The following is a 19,249-nucleotide window of genomic DNA, read 5'->3' on the forward strand; positions in this document are numbered from 1 at the left end:
TGACCTGCCTCGCAATCGCTGCCCCCGGCCCGTCGGAGTACGAGAATCGACCGCATGACAGCGACTCTTCCCGCCCCGGTCACTCCCGCCGCCGCTCTGGACGAGCTCCTGGCCGGCAACAAGCGTTTCGTCTCCGGCACGCCGCTCGCCGGCCACGACGTGGCACAGGCCGTCGCGCTCGCCGGCGGACAGCAGCCGCACTCGATCGTGCTCGGCTGCATCGACTCGCGGGTGCCCCTGGAGGCGGTCTTCGACCAGGCGTTCGGCTCCATCCTGGTGGCCCGGTCCGGCGCGCACGTGCTGGACCGCTCGGTGGCCGGTTCGGTGGAGTTCAGCGTCGGCGCGCTCGGTGCCTCGCTGGTGCTGGTGCTCGGCCACACCAACTGCGGCGCGGTGCAGGCCACCCTGGACGCGGAGCGCTCCGGGGATCGGCCGGCCGGCGACGTCGGCTATCTGGTCAGCGAGATCGCCGCGGCGACCGAGGGCATCGATCTGGCCGCCCCGGACGCCGCCGGCCTCGTGCTGCGGGCCCACGTGCGGCGCACGGTGGAGCGGCTGCGGACGGCCGACAGCCTGGCCCCGGCGATCGCCGAGGGCCGGGTGGACGTGGTCGGCGGCGTCTACGACCTGGCGACCGGCACGGTCATCATCCTGTAGGTGTGATCTTCATCAGATGCGAAAAGGCACCTCCCCGGCAGATCCGGGGAGGTGCCTTTCTCGTACGCGGTGGGTCAGCCCTCGAAGACGCCGGCGTCGGCCAGCCGCTTCTCGGTCGCGTCCCAGCCGTCGGCCGGGCTGGAGGTGTGCAGGGCGTTCAGCTCGGCGCGGATCTTGGCGCCGTGGCCGGCCGCGCTCAGCACGCGGATCTCCTCGACGAAGGCGTCGGAGTCGGTCTTGAGGTGCGAGGTCTTGCCGTTGGTCAGGTTGCGAACGTACGCGAAGCGGCCGTTGGCGAGCGGGATGAGGTATTTGTACTCACCGAGCACGCTGAGGGCGCCACCGGTGCCCTGGCCGGCGCGGACTGATGCGCGGGCGGTCTTTGAGGTGTTGCTCGCCACGGCGGTACTCCTTGAGGAAAAGCTCGAGCAGAGAAAAAAGGCCGTGGCAACTCTACACGACGAGCGGTGAACCGTGCCGTCGGAGCAGGTACAGGCGTTGGACCGGGTATGCCACCACGACCGGTCCCACAGTCGATGTTGCGGATTCTCTGGCGCACCATCCGTACCAACCGGCATCATGGGACACGATCAACCGCGGTCGAGGTCGTAGGGGAAGACGCACCTCGGTCTCCGGGAGGTCACCGTGCCAACGTGTGGCGTCGTATACGTCCACTCAACCCCGCTCGCCGTGTGCCAGCACGTCGAATGGGCCATAGCGCGCGTCCTGACCGCGCCGGTCAATCTCCACTGGACCGTGCAGCCGGTCGACCCCAGCATGCGCCGAGCCGAGTGCAGCTGGACGGGACGCGCCGGAACTGGCGCCGAGCTGGCTGCTGCCCTCCGGCAGTGGCCGATGATCCGTTTTGAGGTGACCGAGGAACCGAGTCCGGGGCTGGACGGGGAGCGCTTCATGCACGTCCCCGGCCGCGGGCTGTTCCACGGGACGATGGGCGCCTCGGGGGACATTCAGGTCGGCGAGGACCGGCTGCGTGCCATCATGGCGTCCGCCCGGGCTCCGGAGGCGCTGGCGCATGCCCTGGAGAAGGCGCTCGGCAGCGCCTGGGACGCCGAGCTGGAGCCGTTCCGGTACGCCGGCGACGGCGCCCCGGTAACCCTTCTCACCCGGGTCGGGTAGGGGGATCGCGTGGCGGGCTGCCGTCCGACCTGATTCGATGGCGGTCGTGAGAAAGTTGTCTTGTGTCGCTTTTGTCGCTCCGCTGCTCCTGCTCATCGGGGCCTGCGGAGACGACGCCAAGCCACCGCCGGCCGCCCCGCCCACCACCGATCCGGTCGGGTCGGTGCTGAGCGTCCCGCTCTCCGAATCGGCGTCCGCGCCACCCGGCGATCCGGCGGTCCGGGCGGCCGCCACGGTGGCCCGGCTCAGCGACGAGGACCTGGCCGGGCAGGTGCTGATGCCGTACGCGTACGGCGGATCGGCGAACCGGGTCGACGCCGGCGCGGTGGCCGGCAACCGGAAACTGGCCGGCGTCGACACCCCGGCCGAGATGATCGCCAAATACCGGCTCGGCGGCCTGATCCTGGTCTCGTTCACCCAGCAGGACCCGACCGGCCGAACCAACCCCACCTCGAACGTGGAGAACCCGCAGCAGGTCCGGGCGCTCACCGACGGCCTGCAGGTGGCCGCCCGGCAGCTGCCCGCCGCGGCCCCGCTGATGATCGGCACCGACCAGGAGTACGGGGTGGTCACCCGGATCACCGATGGCGTCACGGTGCTCCCGTCGGCGCTCGCGGCGGGCGCCGCCGGGCAGCCCGCGCTGACCGAGGCGGCCTGGCACGCGGCCGGCGAGGAGCTGGCCGCGATGGGCGTCACGGTGGACTTCGCCCCGGTCGCCGACACCCTCGGACCGGCCGGCAGCGCGGTGATCGGCTCCCGCTCCTTCGGCACCGACCCGGCGGCGAACGCCGCCCAGGTCGCCGCCGCCGTCCGGGGCCTGCAGGGGGCCGGCGTCGCGGCCGCCCTCAAACACTTCCCGGGGCACGGGCACACCAGCGGGGACAGCCACGAGGAGCTGCCGGTGATCCGGCAGAGCCTGGCCGCCTGGCAGGCCCAGGACCTGCCGCCGTTCCAGGCCGGGGTGCAGGCCGGCGCCGGTGTGGTGATGTCCGGCCACCTCGACCTGCAGGCGGTCGACAAGGGGGTGCCGGCCACCTTCTCCCACAAGATCATGACCGATGTGCTACGCGGCCGGCTCCAGTTCACCGGGGTGGCGATCACCGACGCGATGAACATGGCGCCGGCCCGCAAGTGGGCGCCCGGCGAGGCGGCGGTGCGGGCCCTCAACGCCGGCAACGACATGCTGCTCATGCCGCCGGACATCGGCGCCGCCCGGGACGGCATCCTGGCCGGCCTGAGGAGCGGGACGCTCCCGCGGCAGCGGCTGACCGAGGCGGTCACCCGGATCCTCACCCTCAAGTTCCGCACCGCGGCCACCGCCCCACCCGCCCTCGCCGCGATCGGCACGCCGGCGCACCAGCAGGCGGTCGCCGCGCTGGACGCCGCCGCGGTCACCGTGCTGCGCGGCCGGTGCTCCGGGCCGCTGGTAACCGGGCCGGTCACGGTCACCGCGCCGGCCTCGCGGGAGACCGCCCGGGTGAACCTGGTGCACGCCCTGCAGGACGCCGGGGTGGTCGTGCAGGCGGCCGGCGGGGCCGAGATCCGGCTGGTGGGGTACGGCGACCAGCCGGTCGACCTGTCCCCGGACGCCGCGCTGACGGTGATCACCGACCTGCCGGGGCTGCTCGCCTACGCCAAGTCACCGACGCTGCTGGCGACGTACTCGTCGAGCCGGCTGTCGATGGTGGCGCTGGCCGCGGTGATCGCCGGGAAGACGACGGCACCGGGTAGATCGCCGATCGCGGTCGCCGGCCTGCCCCGCAGCGCCTGCGGGAGATAGCCGCATCGGATGCCGGCGTCGCCGGAGGTGAGGGGTCAGAGCGGTGCCGCGGCGAATGCCTCGGCGATCCGCCGCCGCGTCTCCGCCGGCGTGATCACCGCGTCCACCGTCGCGGCGGCGGTCTCGGCCTGCTCGCGTGCCAGCCGCTCCTGCAGCGCGCCGCGCTCCTCGGGCGCCGTCGCGGCCAGCCGCCGGTGATGCCGGATCGGCACGGCCTCGACCGGGTCGTGCACCGCCAGCTCGGTGTCAGGCCAGGCGAATACCGCGGTGGCGCCCAGAGCGCGGGAGTTCAGGGCGAGATAGGCGCCGCCGTACGCGCGCCGGGTGAGCAGCGTCACCCGGGGTACCACGGCTCCGGCGAAGGCGTGCAGTAGCCGCGCTCCGCTGATCACCAGTTCCGGGCCGGGCAGATGCCCCGGGGTGTCGACGACCACGAGCAGGGGCAGCGCCCGGGCGTCGCACATCCGGACGAAGCGGGCGGTCTTGTCGGCGGCGGCCTCGTCCAGCCGGCCATCGAGATGCCCGGGGTTGGTCGCCACCACGCCGATCGTGCGTCCGGCGAACCGGCCCAGAGCGGTGACCACGTTGGGCGCCCACGTCTCCTGCAGTTCCAGGCCGGGCTCGTCGAGCAGGGCACGGATCAGCGGGCGTACGTCGTACCCGCGAATCCCGGCCGGCAGCAGTGAGTCGAGGGACCGCCCCAGCGTGCTGCCGGGTTTGACGTCGGCCGGCGACAGCCGGCCCGGGTGACCCAGCATCCGGACGGTCCGGCGAGCGGCGCCCACCGCGGCCTCGTCATCGTCGCTGATCACGTGCGCGACCCGGCCGAAGGCCGCCGCACCGGCGACAGCCGATCCGCCGGTCAGCCGGTTGCCGGCCGGCGAGCCGTCGGCCTCCGGGCCGGCGATCACGACGTCGGTGAGTGCCGGCACGTAGGCGGTGCTGCCCAGTGCCGGGCCCAGCAGCAGCGAGATCCGCGGGATCCGGCCGGCGGCGCGGACCGTGGCGGCGACGACCTGACCGGCCGCGTCCAGCGCCACCATGCCCTCGTCGAGCCGCGCCCCGCCGGAGTGCCAGACGCCGATCACCGGAACCCGTTCGCGGACCGCGAGGTCGATCGCCTCGACGATGCGCCGGCTTCCGTGGACGCCGATCGCGCCGCCCATCCGGCCGGGGTCGGTGGCGAAGGCGATCGCGGGAGTGCCGTCGACCGTGCCGCGCGCCGGCAGCACGCCGGAGTCGTCCGGCACGGCCAGCGGACGCAGGGTGTGGTGGTCGAAGAGGGCGCGCAGCCGCGATTCCGGATCGCGGTCCACGGGCTCCTCCTCAAGATGGGAGGGCCGGGCTCGCGAGCCCGGCCCGACACGTCAGGGACGCGTGAAGATCAGCGCCACGTTGTGCCCGCCGAAACCGAACGAGTTGTTCATCGCGGCCGGGATGTCGAGCGGGCGGGCCTTGTGCGCGGCCACGTCGAGGTCCAGCCGGTCGTCCGGGTCGTCCAGGTTGATCGTCGGGGGGACCACGCTGTCGCGGATCGCCAGGATGGTGGCGATCGACTCCAGTGCGCCGGCCGCACCCAGCAGGTGCCCGGTCATCGACTTCGTCGAGGTGATCACCGGGTGCGTGCCGAGGGCCGCCTTGATGCCCTTGATCTCGCCCATGTCGCCGACCGGGGTCGAGGTCGCGTGGGCGTTGACGTGCACGATGTCGGCGCCGGTCAGACCGGCGTCGCGGACCGCCATGGACATCGCCCGGATGCCGCCGGCACACTCCGGGTCGGGCTGGACGATGTCGTAGCCGTCCGAGGTGATCCCGGCACCGGCCAGCCGGGCGTAGATCCGCGCGCCCCGGGCCACCGCGTGGTCGGCCCGCTCCAGGATCAGCGCGCCGGCGCCCTCGCCCAGGACGAAGCCGTCCCGGCCCTTGTCCCACGGGCGGGAGGCCCGCTGCGGGTCGTCGTTGCGCGTCGACATGGCGCGCATCGAGGCGAACCCGGCGATCGGCAGCGGGTGCACCACCGCCTCGGTGCTGCCGGCCACCACCACGTCGGCGCGGCCGGCCCGGATCAGGTCGAGGCCCAGGGCGACCGCCTCGGCGCCGGTGGCGCAGGCGCTGGCCATCGCCCGGACGCCGGCGCGGGCGCCGAGCTCCAGGCCGACGTAGGCCGCGGGGCCGTTGGGCATGAGCATCGGCACGGTGTGCGGGCTGACCCGCCGCGGGCCGGACTGCTCCAGGATGTCGTCCTGGTCGAGCAGGCTGACCGCGCCACCGATGCCGCTGCCGAAGCTGACCGCGAGACGTTCCGGGTCGAGCCCGGAGCCGTCCAGGCCGGAGTCGGCCCAGGCCTGCTTGGCCGCGATGATCGCGATGGCCTCACTGCGGTCCAGGCGGCGCATCCGGACCCGTTCGATCACCTCGGACGGGTCGACGGCCAGCTGGGCGCCGATGCGGACCGGGAGCTGACCGGCCCACTCCTGGGTGAGCGGACCCACCCCGGAGCGGCCGGCGAGCATGGCGTCCCAGGTGGACGCGACGTCCCCGCCCAACGGGGTCGTCGCGCCGAGCCCGGTGACGACGACGTCTACGGTGCTCATGTCAGGCGTTCGCCTCGATGTAGCTGACGGCGTCGCCGACGGTCTTCAGGTTCTGCACCTCGTTGTCCGGGATCTTCACGCCGAACTTCTCCTCGGCCGCGACCACGACCTCGACCATCGACAGCGAGTCGACGTCCAGATCATCGGTGAACGACTTGCCCTCGGCGACGTCGTCCGGGTTCACCCCGGCGACCTCCTCGAGGATCTCGGCGAGGCCGGAGGTGATCTCTTCACGAGTAGCCATGGTGGGTTTTTTCCTCTCAAACGGGTTAACTGGTGGTTTATGGGCAAATCTTACGGGCAGCGAACAACCTGCCCGGCGTAGGTGAGGCCACCGCCGAAGCCGAACAGCAGCACCGGCGCCCCGGACGGGATCTCCCGGCGCTCGATCAGCTTGGACAGGGCCAGCGGCACGCTCGCCGCCGAGGTGTTGCCGGACTCGACCAGGTCCTTCGCGACGATCGCGGTGTCGCTGAGGCCGAGCCGCTTCACGATGCCGTCGATGATCCGGGTGTTCGCCTGGTGCGGCACGAACGCGGCCAGCTCGGACGGGTCGACCCCGGCGCGCCGGCAGGCCTCGATCGCGAACGGGGCGAGCGCGGTGGTCGCCCAGCGGAAGACGATCTGGCCCTCCTGCTCGATGTACGGCCGCCAGCCCTCGATCCGCAGTACGTCGCCCTTGTCCGGTGCCGAGCCCCAGAGCACCGGGCCGACGCCCGGCTCCTCGCCGTCCGGCACCCCGGTCACCACGGCCGCGCCGGCCGCGTCCCCGAACAGCACCGCGGTCTTGCGGTCCGACCAGTCGGTGACATCGGAGAGCTTCTCCGCGCCGATCACGATCGCGTTGCGGGCGGCGCCGGCGCGGATGGCGTGGTCGGCCGAGCCCAGCGCGTACGAGAAGCCGGAGCACGCGGTGTTCAGGTCGTACGCCGCGGGGGCCGCGATGCCGAGCCGGTTCGCCACCCGGGTGGCGACGTTCGGGCAGCGGTCGATCGACGAGCAGGTCGCGACCACGACCAGGTCGATGTCGGCGGCGCTCAGACCGGAGGCGGCCAGCGCCTTCTCGGCGGCGAAGCCGGCCATGTCGGCGACCGTCTCGGTGTCGGCGATGCGGCGTTCGGCGATCCCGACCCGGTCCCGGATCCACTCGTCGTTGGTGTCCAGGGTCTTGGTCAGGTCGTCGTTGGTGACCACCCGCGAGGGCTGGTAGTGGCCCATCGCGACGATGCGGGAACCCGCGGTCATCCTGTTCCTCCTTCGGTCGCGACTGCGCGCGTCAGTGCTGGGGCGTGGCGTGCCGGGCGATCAGATCGCGCGCGGCGGGCAGGTCGTCCGGCGTGTTCAGGGTGACGATCTCCGGTGCGCCGTCGCCCTTCAGCTCCCGCTTGACCAGACCGGCGAGGGTGCCGGCCGGGGGCAGCTCGAGCACCGCGGTGACGCCGAGATCCCTGAGCGTGCGCATGCACAGATCCCAGCGGACGCCGGCGGTGATCTGGCGGACCAGGCGGTCGAGCATCTCCCGCCCGCTCGCCACCGCCGTGCCGTCCAGGTTCGACAACAGCGTACGGGCCGGGTCGGTGACGGCTGTGCCGCTCGCGACCTCGGCCAGCGCGGTTTCCGCGGGCGCCATGTACGGCGTGTGGAACGCCCCGGCCACGGCCAGCGCGATCACCCGGGCCTTGGCCGGCGGCGCGGCCGCGAACTCGGCCAGCGCCTCCTGCGCCCCGGCCGCGACCACCTGGCCGGCGCCGTTGCGGTTGGCCGCGTGCAGCCCGTGTTTCTCGATGGTGGCCAGCACCTCGTCCGGGTCGCCGCCGAGCACCGCGGACATCCCGGTCGGTTCGAGCGCGCAGGCCGCGGCCATCTCCCGGCCGCGGACGCCGGCCAGCGTGACGGCGTCGGCCGGGGTCAGGACGCCGGCCGCGGCGGCCGCGCCGAGCTCGCCGACGCTGTGACCGGCCACCACCGCGACCTGCTCCAGCGGCAACTGGGCGGTGGCGAGCAGGGCGGCCGCGACCAGCAGTGGCTGGGTCCGGGCAGTGTCCTTGATTTCCTCCGCGCCGGCTTCGGTGCCGAGGTGGACGAGGTCGACGCCGGCCAGCGCCGACCAGGTGGTCAGGCTGTCCCGGGCGCCGGGGAGGTCGAGCCAGGGGGCCAGGAAGCCGGGCTTCTGGGAGCCCTGGCCGGGGGAGAGTACGGCGAGCACGTGTTCGACTCTTCCGGATCGGGGAGCGTTCCGCGGTTGCCGGGCGCGACGAAACCCTACGACAAGCCTTGTAGGTTCTCTACAAAATAGGGGTTGAATTGAGCTGTTTAAGGGCGATTTGACGAGCTGGTCGTTAGTACTTGACCCCTGTGACTCATGTCGCAGGATCCAGCCGCCCGATGCTCAGCGCCATCCGCAGCGCGAACGCGTCCCGCCCGTCCAGCGGGGAGAGCGTGGTGACCTCGGCGACCCGGCGCAGGCGGTAGCGGACCGTGTTCGGGTGTACGTAGAGCTCCCGGGCCGCGCTCTCCAGCACCCCGCCCGCGGCGAAGAACGCGTCCAGCGTCTCCAGCAGGCCGCTGCCCGCCCGCGAGAGCGGGCCGTACACGTCGTTGCGCAGCTTGCGCCGCGCGTCCAGGTCGCCGGCGAGGGCCCGCTCGGGCAGCAGGGCGTCGGCCGCGACCGGGCTGGGTGCGCCCGGCCAGGCCGGCGCGGCACGGAATCCGGCGAGCGCGGCCCGGGCGGACTCGGTGGCCTGTTCCAGCGTCGGCACCCCGGGGCCGGCCACGATCGGGCCGTCGCCGAAGCCGGACCGCAGCGAGGCGGCGGTCAGCACCGGGTCGGTCGCCCCGCCGACCACCGCCACCAGCCGGTCGCCGTGCAGGCCGCCGATCACCTCCAGCCGGCTGCGCCGGGCGGCCCGGTACAGCGCGTGCAGCACCGCGGTGATGTCGCCGCCGGGGGAGCGGCCGACCACGACCGCGACCGGCGGCGAGTCGACCCAGCCGAGCGCGGCCGCCCGACTGGCCAGCACGTCCGACGAGTCGCCCCGCAGCAGCGCGTCGACCAGCATCGCCTGCAGCCGGGCGTCCCAGGCGCCGCGCGACTCGGCGGCCCGCGCGTAGACCCGGGCCGCGGAAAACGCGATCTCCCGGGAGAACCGCAGGATCGCCTGCAGCAGCAGGTCGCCCTCGCCCTTCGCGGCGAAGCCGGGCACCTCGGCCTCGGCCACGTCGATGGTCACCTTGATCAGCTGCACGGTCTGGGTCAGCGTGATCGCCCGGGCCAGCGCGCGCGGGGCGGCCGCGAACACCTCGTCGGAGATCTCCTGGGTGCTGGCCGCCACGGTGGCCCCGGACCGCAGCCACTCGACCAGTGACCGCACGCCGGCCTGGGCGACGAGCATCACCCAGGACCGCTGATCGGCCGGGAGCGCCCGGAACCACGGCAGCGTTTCCTCCATCCGGGCCACCGCGGAGCTGGCCAGCGCTCCGGCGTGCCGCTCGATCCGGCGTAACGTCGCAGGCTGGAGTGGGTTTGCCGGGGCTTCCGGCGCGGGTTCGGCAATTCGGCTCTCGGCCACGGGCCCAGAGTGTCACGCCGCTTCCGGTGAGCGCGAACCTTGCCGGTTTTCAGTATTTTTATGACATTTGCCCGGTGTAGCGGTGCGCCCCTCCCGCGATTCCGGTCGGTGACCTGGCATCGTGTGCTGGCGGACCGGAGGCTTCAACCCGCGCCCGGGCGTGCCGATGAAGAGACGGTGCCGAACAAGCGACCGTCAACCGATACCGAGGATCGAGGAGGGGAGATGATGGAACGGGACGACACCACGCGTGCCGAGATCGATCCCGCCCTTGAGGACCTGCCACCGGGGGCCGAGGAGGAGCCGATCGTCGCATCGGAGCCGGGCCGGGTCGGTTGCCGGACCGAGTTGCGCGGCTGGGCGGGCGCCCACCTTCACGGCGCCGTCCGCCCCCGCCGCCGAGCCGCGGGCCGGGGCCGCCCCCCGGGTCGCTGGTGCTGAGAGGATTTCCGGCGCTTCGCGCGACTCGGCGGTACGCCGCGAGCATGCACCCCTTTGGGGTGAGTGCGAGCCGTGGCCCGGCGCGTTTCGCGCAGTGACGGGGTCCGGGTGGTCACGGTGAACGCGTGGACGACAAGCGACGGCTGATCCTGGACCAGGCTCTCGCCCTGGTGGACGAGCGGGGCCTGGCCGCCATGTCGATGCGGGCGGTGGCCGAGCGGGTGGGCCTCACCTCGATGGCGCTCTACCCCTACGTGGGTGGCAAGGACGCCCTGCTCGACGGCCTGGTCGACCTGCTGCACCTGGAGCTGGGCACGACGCTCGGCGACGACCTCGCGGAAATCGGCTGGCAGGCCCGGCTGCGCGCGCTGGGCCGGGCCGTCCGCTCGCTCGCGCACGCCCACCCGAGCGCCTTCCCGCTGCTGCTGAACCGTTCCGCGGCCGGCGCCTCGGCCTCGTGGCTCACCGCGGCCCTGCGCGGGCTGCTGCACGACGCGGGCGTTCCGGCCGCCGAGGTGCCCCGCCTGGCCCGGATGATCTGCGCGTTCCTGCTCGGCTACACCACCGGGGAGGTCACCGGCGGGCTGCCCACGGTCACCCCGGACCCCGGGGCGGGGGAGTTCGACGCGGACCTGGAGGACCTGGTGGCGCTCATCGAACGTGTCGCTGATCACCATGCCGGCGACCGGCGCTGATCATCGCGTACAGCGAAATGCCCTGGCTCGCGAAGAATCGCGGCCAGGGCATCGCTGGTGCGGGCGTCGCCGGTGTTTCAGATGCGGCGGCGGATCACGAAGGCCATCCCCGCCAGGCCGGTGAGGATCACCAGCAGCACCGCCCCGTTGAGCAGGAGCAGCCGGCGCATCTGGCCGAACAGGTGGCCGGCGCCGGAGACCGGGTCGAGCTCGGAGGAGTTCAGGTTCTCCCCGATGCCGCCGCCGATGCCGCCGTTGACCACGTCCGGCTTCGCCTTGAGCGGGACCCCGCTCAGGCGCAGCGACTCGGACATCGACTGTCGGCCGTAGAACCAGCCGTCCGCCTTCTTGCCGTTCGGCGCGCCGGTCGGACGGTGCGCCCGCGGGCCGCCGGTGGCCAGCGGGTACAGATCGTACAGCTCGGAGGCGTCCTCCTTGATGAAGACCTTGACCGTGTACTTCGGGCCGAGCTTGCCCTTCTGCGGCTCGGTGGCGGTGGGCGTGGCCGAGGAGAGCCAGCTCACCTCACTGAGCATCATGCGGAACAGCTTCGGGTCCTCCGACTGCAGGACCTTGATGCCCTCCGACGGCACCTGATCGCCGGTGATCAGCAGCGAGTCCGGCTGCGGCGCCGGCTTGCTGCTGGACCCGGTGACCACCGTCGTGGCGGTGCCGGCCTGTGCCCGCGGTGTGGCGAACGCCACACCAGGCGTCACGCCCAGCGTCACCGCGGCCGCGATCGCCAGCCCACCGGCGCCCGCGGCCACCCGTTTCATCGCTTGTCGAACCACCATCCGACCTCCCCCGCCCGTGGATGACATGGTTACGTGGACCGCTGCTCGTGCATCCACCTCTCAGCCTTCCCGAGCACCGGCCCCGCCGCATCTCGTGGCAGGGTGAATTGGAGCCATGTGGGGGGACGACCGCCGAGGACGGTAAAGCCGTTGATCAGCGGCCAGATATTACCCACTGCCCGCAAATCGCGGGGCCGGTGGCCACCCATGTAGCGGACCGCATCACCGCATTCGACGACCAGCTATGGCGCTCGGCCGTCGAATGCGGTAAAAGAGGGCGATCAGGCGGAAAGACGCGCCCGCGCGGCGGTGATCCGGGCCAGCGTGCGCTCCCGGCCGAGCAACTCGATCGACTCGAACAGCGGCAGGCCGACGGTGCGCCCGGTGACCGCCACCCGGACCGGCGCCTGGGTCTTGCCGAGCTTCAGCCCGCGGGCCTCACCCACCCGCTCCAGGGCCGCCTTGAGGGACTCCGCGGTCCACTCGGGCAGAGCCGTGAAGGCCTCGGCGGCGCCGTCCAGGATGTCGGCCGCGCCGTCCTTCATCGCCTTCGCCCAGGACGCCTCGTCGGCCACCGGCTCGTCGAGGAAGAGGAAGTCGACGTTCTCCACGATCTCGGAGAGCACCGCGATCCGGGTCTGCGCCAGCGGGGCGATCGTGGTGAACACCTCGGCGTCGAACTTCTCCGGCGACCACGGCGGGGCCGGGATCGTCTCGGTGCCGGTCAGCCACGGCGCGCAGCACTGGGTGAACTCGCTCGGGGTGAGGGCCCGGATGTACTCCCCGTTGAACGCGCGGAGCTTCTTGACGTCGAAGAACGCCGGGGCGTGGTTGACGTCCTCGATCCGGTACTCCTCCTCGACCACCGACCACGGGACGATCTCCCGGTCCCCGGTGGGCGACCAGCCGAGCAGCATCAGGTAGTTGCGCATCGCGGCGGCCAGGTAACCCTCGTCGCGGTACGACTCCAGGGCGACCTTGTCACGGCGCTTGGAGAGCTTCTGCCGCTTCTCGTTGACGATCACCGGAACGTGACCCCACACCGGCGGGGTGCGCCCGAGCGCCTCCCACAGCAGCTGCTGCTTCGGCGTGTTCGGCAGATGCTCCTCGGCCCGGAACACGTGGGTGATCCCCATGCTCATGTCGTCGACGACGTTCGCCAGCAGGAACACCGCCGAGCCGTCGGACCGGGCGATGACGAAGTCCTCGATCAGCTTGTTCTCGAAGGTGGGCTTGCCGCGGACCAGGTCGACGACCACCGTCTCACCCTCGTCCGGGGTGCGGAAGCGCAGCGCACGGCCCTCGCCGGGGCCCAGTGCGCGGTCGCGGCAGAAGCCGTCGTAGCCGGTGTGCGTGTTGCCCGTGCGGGCGATCACGTCCTCGCGCTTGCAGTCGCAGTAGTACGCCTTGCCCTCGCCGTACAGCCGGGTCGCCGCGGCGGTGTGGTCAGCGGCATACGAGGACTGGTAGTAGGGCCCTTCATACGTGCCGCGCTCGATGCCGATCCAGTCGAGCGCCGAGATGATGCCCTCGGTCCACTCCGGCTTGTTGCGGGCCGCGTCGGTGTCCTCGATCCGGAGCACGAAGACACCACCGTGCTGCTGGGCGTAGATCCAGTTCTGCAGCGCCGAACGGGCGCCGCCGACGTGGAACATGCCGGTGGGTGAGGGTGCGAAACGTACGCGAACAGTCACCGCCCCAGACTACCGAGGCCGGCCACCGGTATGCGACGCGGCGCACTTTACGCACCGGTAGGGGCCCGCCGCCCCGGCGACGGGCCCCCATCGATCAGCTGTCGCCGCCGGTCTCGCCGACCGGCGCCGCGTTCACGTCGTCGATCGCGTACTTCTTGGCGGCCTCACCGGGCACGTGCGCCGGCACCTTGCCGCGCAGCGCGAGCTCGCGCAGCGTGGCGACGGCCACCGACTCGCCGTCCACGTGGAAGTGGCGGCGCAGCGCATGCCGGGTGTCGCTCATCCCGAACCCGTCGGTGCCCAGCGAGGTGTAGCCGTTGGGCACCCAGCGGGCGATCAGGTCGGGCACCGCCCGCATCCAGTCGCTGACCGCGACCGACGGGCCCTCGGTGCCCTCCAGCTTCTGCTGGATGTAGGGCTTGCGGGGCTGGTCGCTCGGGTGCATCAGGTTGTGCTCCTCGGCCGCGATGGCGTCCCGGCGCAGCTCGCCCCACGAGGTGACCGACCACACGTCGGCGCTCACGCCCCAGTCCTGGGCGAGCAGCTCCTGCGCCTTGAGCGCCCAGCGCATGCCGGTGCCGGAGGCGAGCAGCTGCGCCTTCGGACCATTCGTCGACGGGCCCTCGGCGTACCGGTAGATGCCCTTGAGGATGCCCTCGGCGTCGACGTTCGCCGGCTCGGCCGGCTGGATCGCCGGCTCGTTGTAGATGGTGAGGTAGTAGAAGATGTTCTCCTGCTTCTCCCCGTACATCCGGTGCAGGCCGTTCTCGACGATGTGCGCGATCTCGAACGCGAACGCCGGGTCGTACGCCACGACGGCCGGGTTGGTGGCCGCGATCAGCAGCGAGTGCCCGTCCTCGTGCTGCAGACCCTCACCGTTGAGCGTGGTCCGGCCGGCGGTGGCGCCGAGCAGGAAGCCGCGGGCCATCTGGTCGGCCGCCGCCCACAGCTCGTCGGCGGTGCGCTGGAAACCGAACATCGAGTAGAAGATGTACAGCGGGATCATCGGCTCGTCGTGCGTGGCGTACGACGTGCCGGCCGCGATGAAGCTCGCGGTCGATCCGGCCTCGTTGATCCCCTCGTGCAGGATCTGGCCGTTCGTCGCCTCCTTGTAGGACAGGAACAGCTCCCGGTCCACCGAGGTGTACGTCTGACCGTGCGGGGAGTAGATCTTCTTGGTCGGGAAGAGCGAGTCCATCCCGAAGGTCCGCGCCTCGTCCGGGATGATCGGCACCCACCGGGCGCCGAACTCCTTGTCCTTCATCAGGTCCTTGAGCAGGCGGACGAAGGCCATCGTGGTGGCCACCTTCTGCTTGCCGCTGCCCCGCTTGATGTCGCTGAACGCCTTCGAGTCCGGGATCGCCAGCGACTTGGCCCTGGTGCGCCGGGACGGGACGTACCCGCCCAGGTCACGGCGGCGCTGCTGCATGTACTGGTACTCGTCGGACTTCTCGCCGGGGTGGTAATACGGCGGGAGGTACGGGTTCTCCTCGAGCTGCTTGTCGCTGATGTCGAGGTAGAGCCGGTCGCGGAAGCCCTTCAGGTCCTCCAGCGTCAGCTTCTTCATCTGGTGGGTGGCGTTGCGGGCCTCGAAGTGCGAGCCCAGCGTCCAGCCCTTGATGGTCTTGGCGAGGATCACCGTCGGCTGGCCGGTGTGCTCGGTGGCCGCCTTGTACGCCGCGTACAGCTTGCGGTAGTCGTGGCCGCCGCGCTTGAGGTTCCACACCTCGTCGTCGGTCATGTGCTCGACCAGCTTGCGGGTGCGCGGGTCGCGGCCGAAGAAGTGCTCGCGCACGTACGCCCCGGACTCGCCCTTGTACGTCTGGTAGTCGCCGTCCGGCGTCACGTTCATCAGGTTGACCAGCGCGCCGTCGGTGTCCGCGGCCAGCAGCGCGTCCCACTCACGGCCCCAGACCACCTTGATCACGTTCCAGCCGGCGCCGCGGAAGAAGGACTCCAGCTCCTGGATGACCTTGCCGTTGCCACGCACCGGGCCGTCGAGCCGCTGCAGGTTGCAGTTGACCACGAAGGTGAGGTTGTCCAGCTCCTCGCGGGCCGCCAGGCCGATCGCGCCGAGCGACTCGACCTCGTCCATCTCGCCGTCGCCGAGGAATGCCCAGACGTGCTGCTGGCTGGTGTCCTTGATGCCGCGGTTGTGCAGGTAGCGGTTGTACCGCGCCTGGTAGATCGCGTTCATCGGGCCGAGGCCCATGCTGACGGTCGGGAACTCCCAGAAGTTCGGCATCAGCCGCGGGTGCGGGTACGACGGGAGGCCGCCGCCCGGGTGGCTCAGCTCCTGGCGGAAGCCGTCGAGCTGATCGGTGGTGAGCCGGCCCTCCAGATACGCCCGGGCGTACATGCCGGGGGAGGCGTGGCCCTGGAAGAAGATCTGGTCGCCGCCGCCCGGGTGGTCCTTGCCGCGGAAGAAGTGGTTCATGCCGACCTCGTACAGGCTGGCACTGGACGCGTACGACGAGATGTGGCCTCCGACGCCGATCTCGGGACGCTGCGCGCGGTGCACCAGCATGGCGGCGTTCCACCGGACGTACGCCCGGATCCGCCGCTCGACGAACTCGTCACCGGGGAACCACGGCTCCTGCTCCGGCGTGATGGTGTTGATGTAGTCGGTGGACGTCAGTGGCGGAACGCCCACCTGTCGTTCACGAGCGCGCTCCAGCAGGCGCAACATCACGTACCGGGCTCGTTTGGCGCCCCGCTCGTCGATGACTCCGTCGAGGGACTCGATCCATTCGTTCGTTTCCGAAGGGTCGATGTCCGGAAGCTGGCTCGGCAGGCCATCGCTGATCACCGGGCGCTTGCGCTCCGTGGCCACAGGCAATCCTCTTGGTTGAGTGTCGGAACCGGTGCGATCAAGGTGGCGTATCGCCCGGAGGTCTCCATCCTGCCTCTTAACGGTGGGCATCGTCACGCCTAACGGTCGGCGCAGCGATGCGCGACACATGTACTGACCAGTAACTTTCCGGGGTCACCCGGCCAGGAAGGAAAAGCGCACCTGACGCTCCGGGTTGTCGCCGTTCGGATCCACCAGGCAGATCGACTGCCAGGTGCCGAGCATGATCCGCCCGCCGACCACCGGCAGCGTGGCGTACGGCGGGATCCAGGCCGGCAGCACATGGTCACGGCCGTGCCCGCGGGAGCCGTGCCGGTGCCGCCACCTGTCCTCGGCCGGCAGCAGCTCGTCGATCGCGGTCAGCAGGTCGTCGTCGGAACCCGCGCCGGTCTCGATGATCGCCAGGCCGGCCGTCGCGTGCGGCACGAAGACGTGCAGCAGCCCGTCCCCCTGCGGCCGGACGAAATCCTCGGCCCGGGCGGTGATGTCGACGACCACCGGGGCGTTCCCGGTCCGGACGGTGATCACTTCGCTACGCATCCGGGAAGCCTATGTGTACAGGTCCAGCGCCAGGAACAGGGCCGCCGTCACGGTCAGCCAGGCCGCCCACAGGACCAGCCGGCACATGATCATCCGAGGATTGCACCACCGGGGCGGGCCGTCGCGCAGGAAGATCGACTCAGATGATCGGGTTCCGGCGGGTGGCAGCGCTCGCCCCGGTCCGCGATGCTGATTTCGTGACCACCCCGCAAAGCCTCGACGAGCGGTTCCGCGATGCGGTCTCGGCCCTGCGGCCCCCGGAGCACCCCCACGCCCCCGGCGACCCGGTCCGCGACGGCTCCACGCTGACCGGCGCCCGCGCCCTGGAAATCTTCGACGCCCAGCTCACCAGCCGTCACCTCGACCTGGCCGCGCGCTGGCTGCGCAGCTTCAACGAGGGCTTCCACACCGTCGCGTCGTCCGGCCACGAGGGGAACGCGGCGGTCGCCGCCGCGCTGCGCGGCGACGATCCGGCCCTGCCGCACGACCGGGCCGCGGCGTTCTACTGCATGCGGGCCGCCGCGTCGGCCCCCGGCGACCGGACCCACCGGCTGGAGGACGCCGCCCGCGACATCCTGCGCGGCGTCGTCGCCTCGGTGCGCGACCCGATCAGCGGCGGCCGCGACAAGGTCTTCGGCAACGCCGGGCTGCACCTGGTCCCGGTGGTCTCGACGCCGGCGGGTCACCTGCCGCGCGCGGTCGGACTGGCGTACGGGTTGAGCCGCTCGCCGGACCCGCGCTGGCCGGCCGACGCGATCGTGGCCGCCACCTTCGGCGACGACGGGGTCGACCGGCCCGGCGCGACCGCGGCCCTGCACGCCGCCGGCTGGCACGACCGGGCCGGCCGGCCCATCCCGCTGCTGCTCGTCTGCGAGGACGACACGCCCGGCGGCGCCGACCCGGACGGCTGGGCCGCCGCGGTGCTGCGCGGGCGGCCCGGGGTGCGCTACTCGTACGCCGACGGCGGCGACCTGGCCGCCACCCACGACGCCGCCGCCGAGGCGGCCGCCTACGTGCGCCGCGAACGCCGCCCCGCCGTGCTGCACCTGGGCACGGTCCGACTGCTGGGCCGCCCGGGGGACCCGGACCCCGGCCCCGACCTGGACCGCGACCCGCTCGCCGGGACCGCCCGGCTGCTCGTCGAAACCGGTCTGCTCACCGTCGACGAGGTGATCACCCGGTACGACGAGATCGGCTGGCAGGTCCGCAAAGCCGCCGAGGAGGTGCTCGGCGAACCGAAACTCGCCACCGTCGGCGAGATCGTCGCCTCGCTCGCTCCACGCCGCCCACTGCGGGTCGCGCACGCCATCGCCGACGCCGCCGAACGCGCCCTCGGCCCGGCCGGCGCGAACCGGTCCCGCGTCTTCGGCGGCCGGCTGCCCGAACAGGCCGGCCCGATGACCCTCGCCCAGGCGATCAACGCGACCCTCACCGACGCCCTCGCCGCCCGGCCCGGCCTGCTCGTGTTCGGCCCCGGCACCACCCGCGGCGGCCGGCACGGAGTCACCGCCGGACTCCGCGACCGCGGCGGCGACCGGGTCTTCGACACCCCGCCGGACACCACCAGCGTGGTCGGTCTCGCCCTCGGCGCCGGCCTGGCCGGCCTGCTCCCGGTGCCCGAACTGCCCGGCCTGGGCAGCCTGCACAGCGGCGAGGACCAGGTGCGGGTCGAGGCGGCCACCATGTCGTTCCTGTCCTCCGGCGCCTACCGCAACCCGCTGGTGCTGCGCGTCCCGGCCCTCGCCGACCCGTACGGCCTGGGCGGCCCGCTGGACAACGACAACTCCCTGGCCGTGCTCCGCGACGTGCCCGGCCTGGTCGTCGCCGTCCCGGCCCGGGCCCAGGACGCCGCCCCGATGCTGCGCACCTGCCTGGCCGCCGCCGACCTGGACGGCAGCGTCTGCGTCTTCCTCGAACCCGCCGCGCTGTATCAGACGAGGGACCTCTATCAGCAAGGCGACAACGAGTGGCTGTCGCCCTATCCGGGGCCGGCCCAGTGGGCCGCCGAGCACGCCCCGATCGGCCGCGCCCGCATCTACACCCTGGGCACGGCGCAGGACCTGACCATCGTCACGTACGGTGGCGGGGTGCGGATGTCCCTGCGAGTGGCGGCCCGGCTGGCCGCCGACGGGTACGGCACCCGAGTCGTCGATCTACGCTGGCTGAGCCCGCTACCCGTCGCTGACCTGGTGCGCGAGTCGCTGGCCACCGGCCGGGTGCTGATCGTCGACGAGACCCGCCGCTCCGGCGGCGTCGGCGAAGGAGTGCTCGCCGCCCTGGTCGACGGCTCCTTCGTCGGATCCGCCCGCCGGGTGGCCGCGGCTGACGCCCCGGTTCCACTCGGACCAGCCGCCCAGCACGTGCTGGTGGGAGAGGATGCCATCACACAGGGTGCCCACGCCCTGCTGGCGCGGTAAATTGCCACACACTCGGTGCGCCACTTGCGCCGGAGCGCCGGAGTGTGTGGACTACCCCCAGGTTCCGGTGCTATTTGATG

16 protein-coding genes are annotated in these 19,249 nt (G+C 72.2%); 5 read left to right on the top strand and 11 right to left on the bottom strand.

The annotated features are described in order from the left end of the window. Positions 1-54 precede the first annotated feature (54 nt). Complete coding sequence (locus tag ACSP50_RS07150) at positions 55-657, top strand: carbonic anhydrase (RefSeq protein ID WP_014688487.1); 603 nt, start codon at positions 55-57, stop codon at positions 655-657. A gap of 74 nt (positions 658-731) precedes the next feature. Here ACSP50_RS07150 and ACSP50_RS07155 read toward each other — a convergent pair whose 3' ends face one another. Further along, positions 732-1,058: a hypothetical protein gene (locus tag ACSP50_RS07155; protein ID WP_014688488.1), complete on the bottom strand. Its 327-nt coding sequence runs from the start codon at positions 1,056-1,058 to the stop codon at positions 732-734. Between the two features lie 244 nt (positions 1,059-1,302). Between ACSP50_RS07155 and ACSP50_RS07160 the strand changes: the two genes are divergently transcribed. Continuing rightward, on the top strand, positions 1,303-1,794 hold the full coding sequence (locus ACSP50_RS07160; protein ID WP_014688489.1) for a DUF3145 domain-containing protein: 492 nt from the start codon (positions 1,303-1,305) through the stop codon (positions 1,792-1,794). 37 nt (positions 1,795-1,831) lie between these two features. Next, positions 1,832-3,574 (top strand): glycoside hydrolase family 3 protein, encoded by a 1,743-nt coding sequence (locus ACSP50_RS07165; RefSeq protein WP_014688490.1) that lies wholly within the window; start codon positions 1,832-1,834, stop codon positions 3,572-3,574. 35 nt (positions 3,575-3,609) lie between these two features. On the opposite strand, the gene ACSP50_RS07170 is transcribed toward ACSP50_RS07165, so the two are convergent. The 6 genes from ACSP50_RS07170 to ACSP50_RS07195 form a co-directional block, all read right to left on the bottom strand. Next, positions 3,610-4,890 (bottom strand): carboxyl transferase domain-containing protein, encoded by a 1,281-nt coding sequence (locus ACSP50_RS07170; protein WP_014688491.1) that lies wholly within the window; start codon positions 4,888-4,890, stop codon positions 3,610-3,612. Positions 4,891-4,941: 51 nt separating this feature from the next. Further along, positions 4,942-6,168, bottom strand: a complete 1,227-nt coding sequence (gene fabF / locus ACSP50_RS07175; RefSeq protein ID WP_014688492.1) for a beta-ketoacyl-ACP synthase II — start codon at positions 6,166-6,168, stop codon at positions 4,942-4,944. 1 nt (position 6,169) lies between these two features. Beyond that, positions 6,170-6,412: an acyl carrier protein gene (locus ACSP50_RS07180; RefSeq protein WP_014688493.1), complete on the bottom strand. Its 243-nt coding sequence runs from the start codon at positions 6,410-6,412 to the stop codon at positions 6,170-6,172. Positions 6,413-6,462: 50 nt separating this feature from the next. Beyond that, a complete protein-coding gene (locus ACSP50_RS07185; protein ID WP_014688494.1) occupies positions 6,463-7,413 on the bottom strand; it encodes a beta-ketoacyl-ACP synthase III in 951 nt (316 codons plus the stop codon). A gap of 31 nt (positions 7,414-7,444) precedes the next feature. Further along, on the bottom strand, positions 7,445-8,374 hold the full coding sequence (locus tag ACSP50_RS07190) for an ACP S-malonyltransferase (protein ID WP_014688495.1): 930 nt from the start codon (positions 8,372-8,374) through the stop codon (positions 7,445-7,447). A gap of 154 nt (positions 8,375-8,528) precedes the next feature. Next, positions 8,529-9,617: a CdaR family transcriptional regulator gene (locus ACSP50_RS07195; protein ID WP_014688496.1), complete on the bottom strand. Its 1,089-nt coding sequence runs from the start codon at positions 9,615-9,617 to the stop codon at positions 8,529-8,531. A 686-nt stretch (positions 9,618-10,303) separates the two neighbouring features. Here ACSP50_RS07195 and ACSP50_RS07205 point away from each other — a divergent pair. Continuing rightward, complete coding sequence (locus ACSP50_RS07205; protein WP_014688498.1) at positions 10,304-10,873, top strand: TetR/AcrR family transcriptional regulator; 570 nt, start codon at positions 10,304-10,306, stop codon at positions 10,871-10,873. A 77-nt stretch (positions 10,874-10,950) separates the two neighbouring features. On the opposite strand, the gene ACSP50_RS07210 is transcribed toward ACSP50_RS07205, so the two are convergent. The 4 genes from ACSP50_RS07210 to ACSP50_RS07225 form a co-directional block, all read right to left on the bottom strand. Continuing rightward, the gene (locus ACSP50_RS07210; RefSeq protein ID WP_014688499.1) at positions 10,951-11,667 is read right to left on the bottom strand and encodes a hypothetical protein; all 717 of its coding nucleotides are present in this window, start codon (positions 11,665-11,667) and stop codon (positions 10,951-10,953) included. Between the two features lie 281 nt (positions 11,668-11,948). Beyond that, a complete protein-coding gene (gltX, locus tag ACSP50_RS07215; RefSeq protein WP_080127746.1) occupies positions 11,949-13,361 on the bottom strand; it encodes a glutamate--tRNA ligase in 1,413 nt (470 codons plus the stop codon). Positions 13,362-13,455: 94 nt separating this feature from the next. Continuing rightward, a complete protein-coding gene (aceE, locus tag ACSP50_RS07220; protein WP_014688501.1) occupies positions 13,456-16,194 on the bottom strand; it encodes a pyruvate dehydrogenase (acetyl-transferring), homodimeric type in 2,739 nt (912 codons plus the stop codon). A 153-nt stretch (positions 16,195-16,347) separates the two neighbouring features. Further along, entirely contained in the window at positions 16,348-16,752 is a 405-nt protein-coding gene (locus ACSP50_RS07225; RefSeq protein WP_014688502.1) for a YjbQ family protein, read from the bottom strand. A gap of 143 nt (positions 16,753-16,895) precedes the next feature. Between ACSP50_RS07225 and ACSP50_RS07230 the strand changes: the two genes are divergently transcribed. Then, positions 16,896-19,169, top strand: coding sequence for a transketolase C-terminal domain-containing protein (locus ACSP50_RS07230; RefSeq protein WP_014688503.1), 2,274 nt, complete (start codon positions 16,896-16,898; stop codon positions 19,167-19,169). Positions 19,170-19,249 lie beyond the last annotated feature (80 nt).

Source organism: Actinoplanes sp. SE50/110, assembly GCF_900119315.1.
Taxonomy (GTDB): Bacteria; Actinomycetota; Actinomycetes; order Mycobacteriales; family Micromonosporaceae; genus Actinoplanes.

What these genes read in the sequence shown, in the direction of transcription:
- ACSP50_RS07150 (WP_014688487.1), top strand. Translation starts at nt 55, where the DNA reads ATGACAGCGACTCTTCCCGCCCCGGTCACTCCCGCCGCCGCTCTGGAC.
- ACSP50_RS07165 (WP_014688490.1), top strand. Translation starts at nt 1,832, where the DNA reads ATGGCGGTCGTGAGAAAGTTGTCTTGTGTCGCTTTTGTCGCTCCGCTG.
- fabF (WP_014688492.1), bottom strand. Translation starts at nt 6,168, where the DNA reads ATGAGCACCGTAGACGTCGTCGTCACCGGGCTCGGCGCGACGACCCCG.
- ACSP50_RS07180 (WP_014688493.1), bottom strand. Translation starts at nt 6,412, where the DNA reads ATGGCTACTCGTGAAGAGATCACCTCCGGCCTCGCCGAGATCCTCGAG.
- ACSP50_RS07185 (WP_014688494.1), bottom strand. Translation starts at nt 7,413, where the DNA reads ATGACCGCGGGTTCCCGCATCGTCGCGATGGGCCACTACCAGCCCTCG.
- ACSP50_RS07195 (WP_014688496.1), bottom strand. Translation starts at nt 9,617, where the DNA reads ATGGAGGAAACGCTGCCGTGGTTCCGGGCGCTCCCGGCCGATCAGCGG.
- ACSP50_RS07210 (WP_014688499.1), bottom strand. Translation starts at nt 11,667, where the DNA reads ATGGTGGTTCGACAAGCGATGAAACGGGTGGCCGCGGGCGCCGGTGGG.
- ACSP50_RS07225 (WP_014688502.1), bottom strand. Translation starts at nt 16,752, where the DNA reads ATGCGTAGCGAAGTGATCACCGTCCGGACCGGGAACGCCCCGGTGGTC.
- ACSP50_RS07230 (WP_014688503.1), top strand. Translation starts at nt 16,896, where the DNA reads ATGATCGGGTTCCGGCGGGTGGCAGCGCTCGCCCCGGTCCGCGATGCT.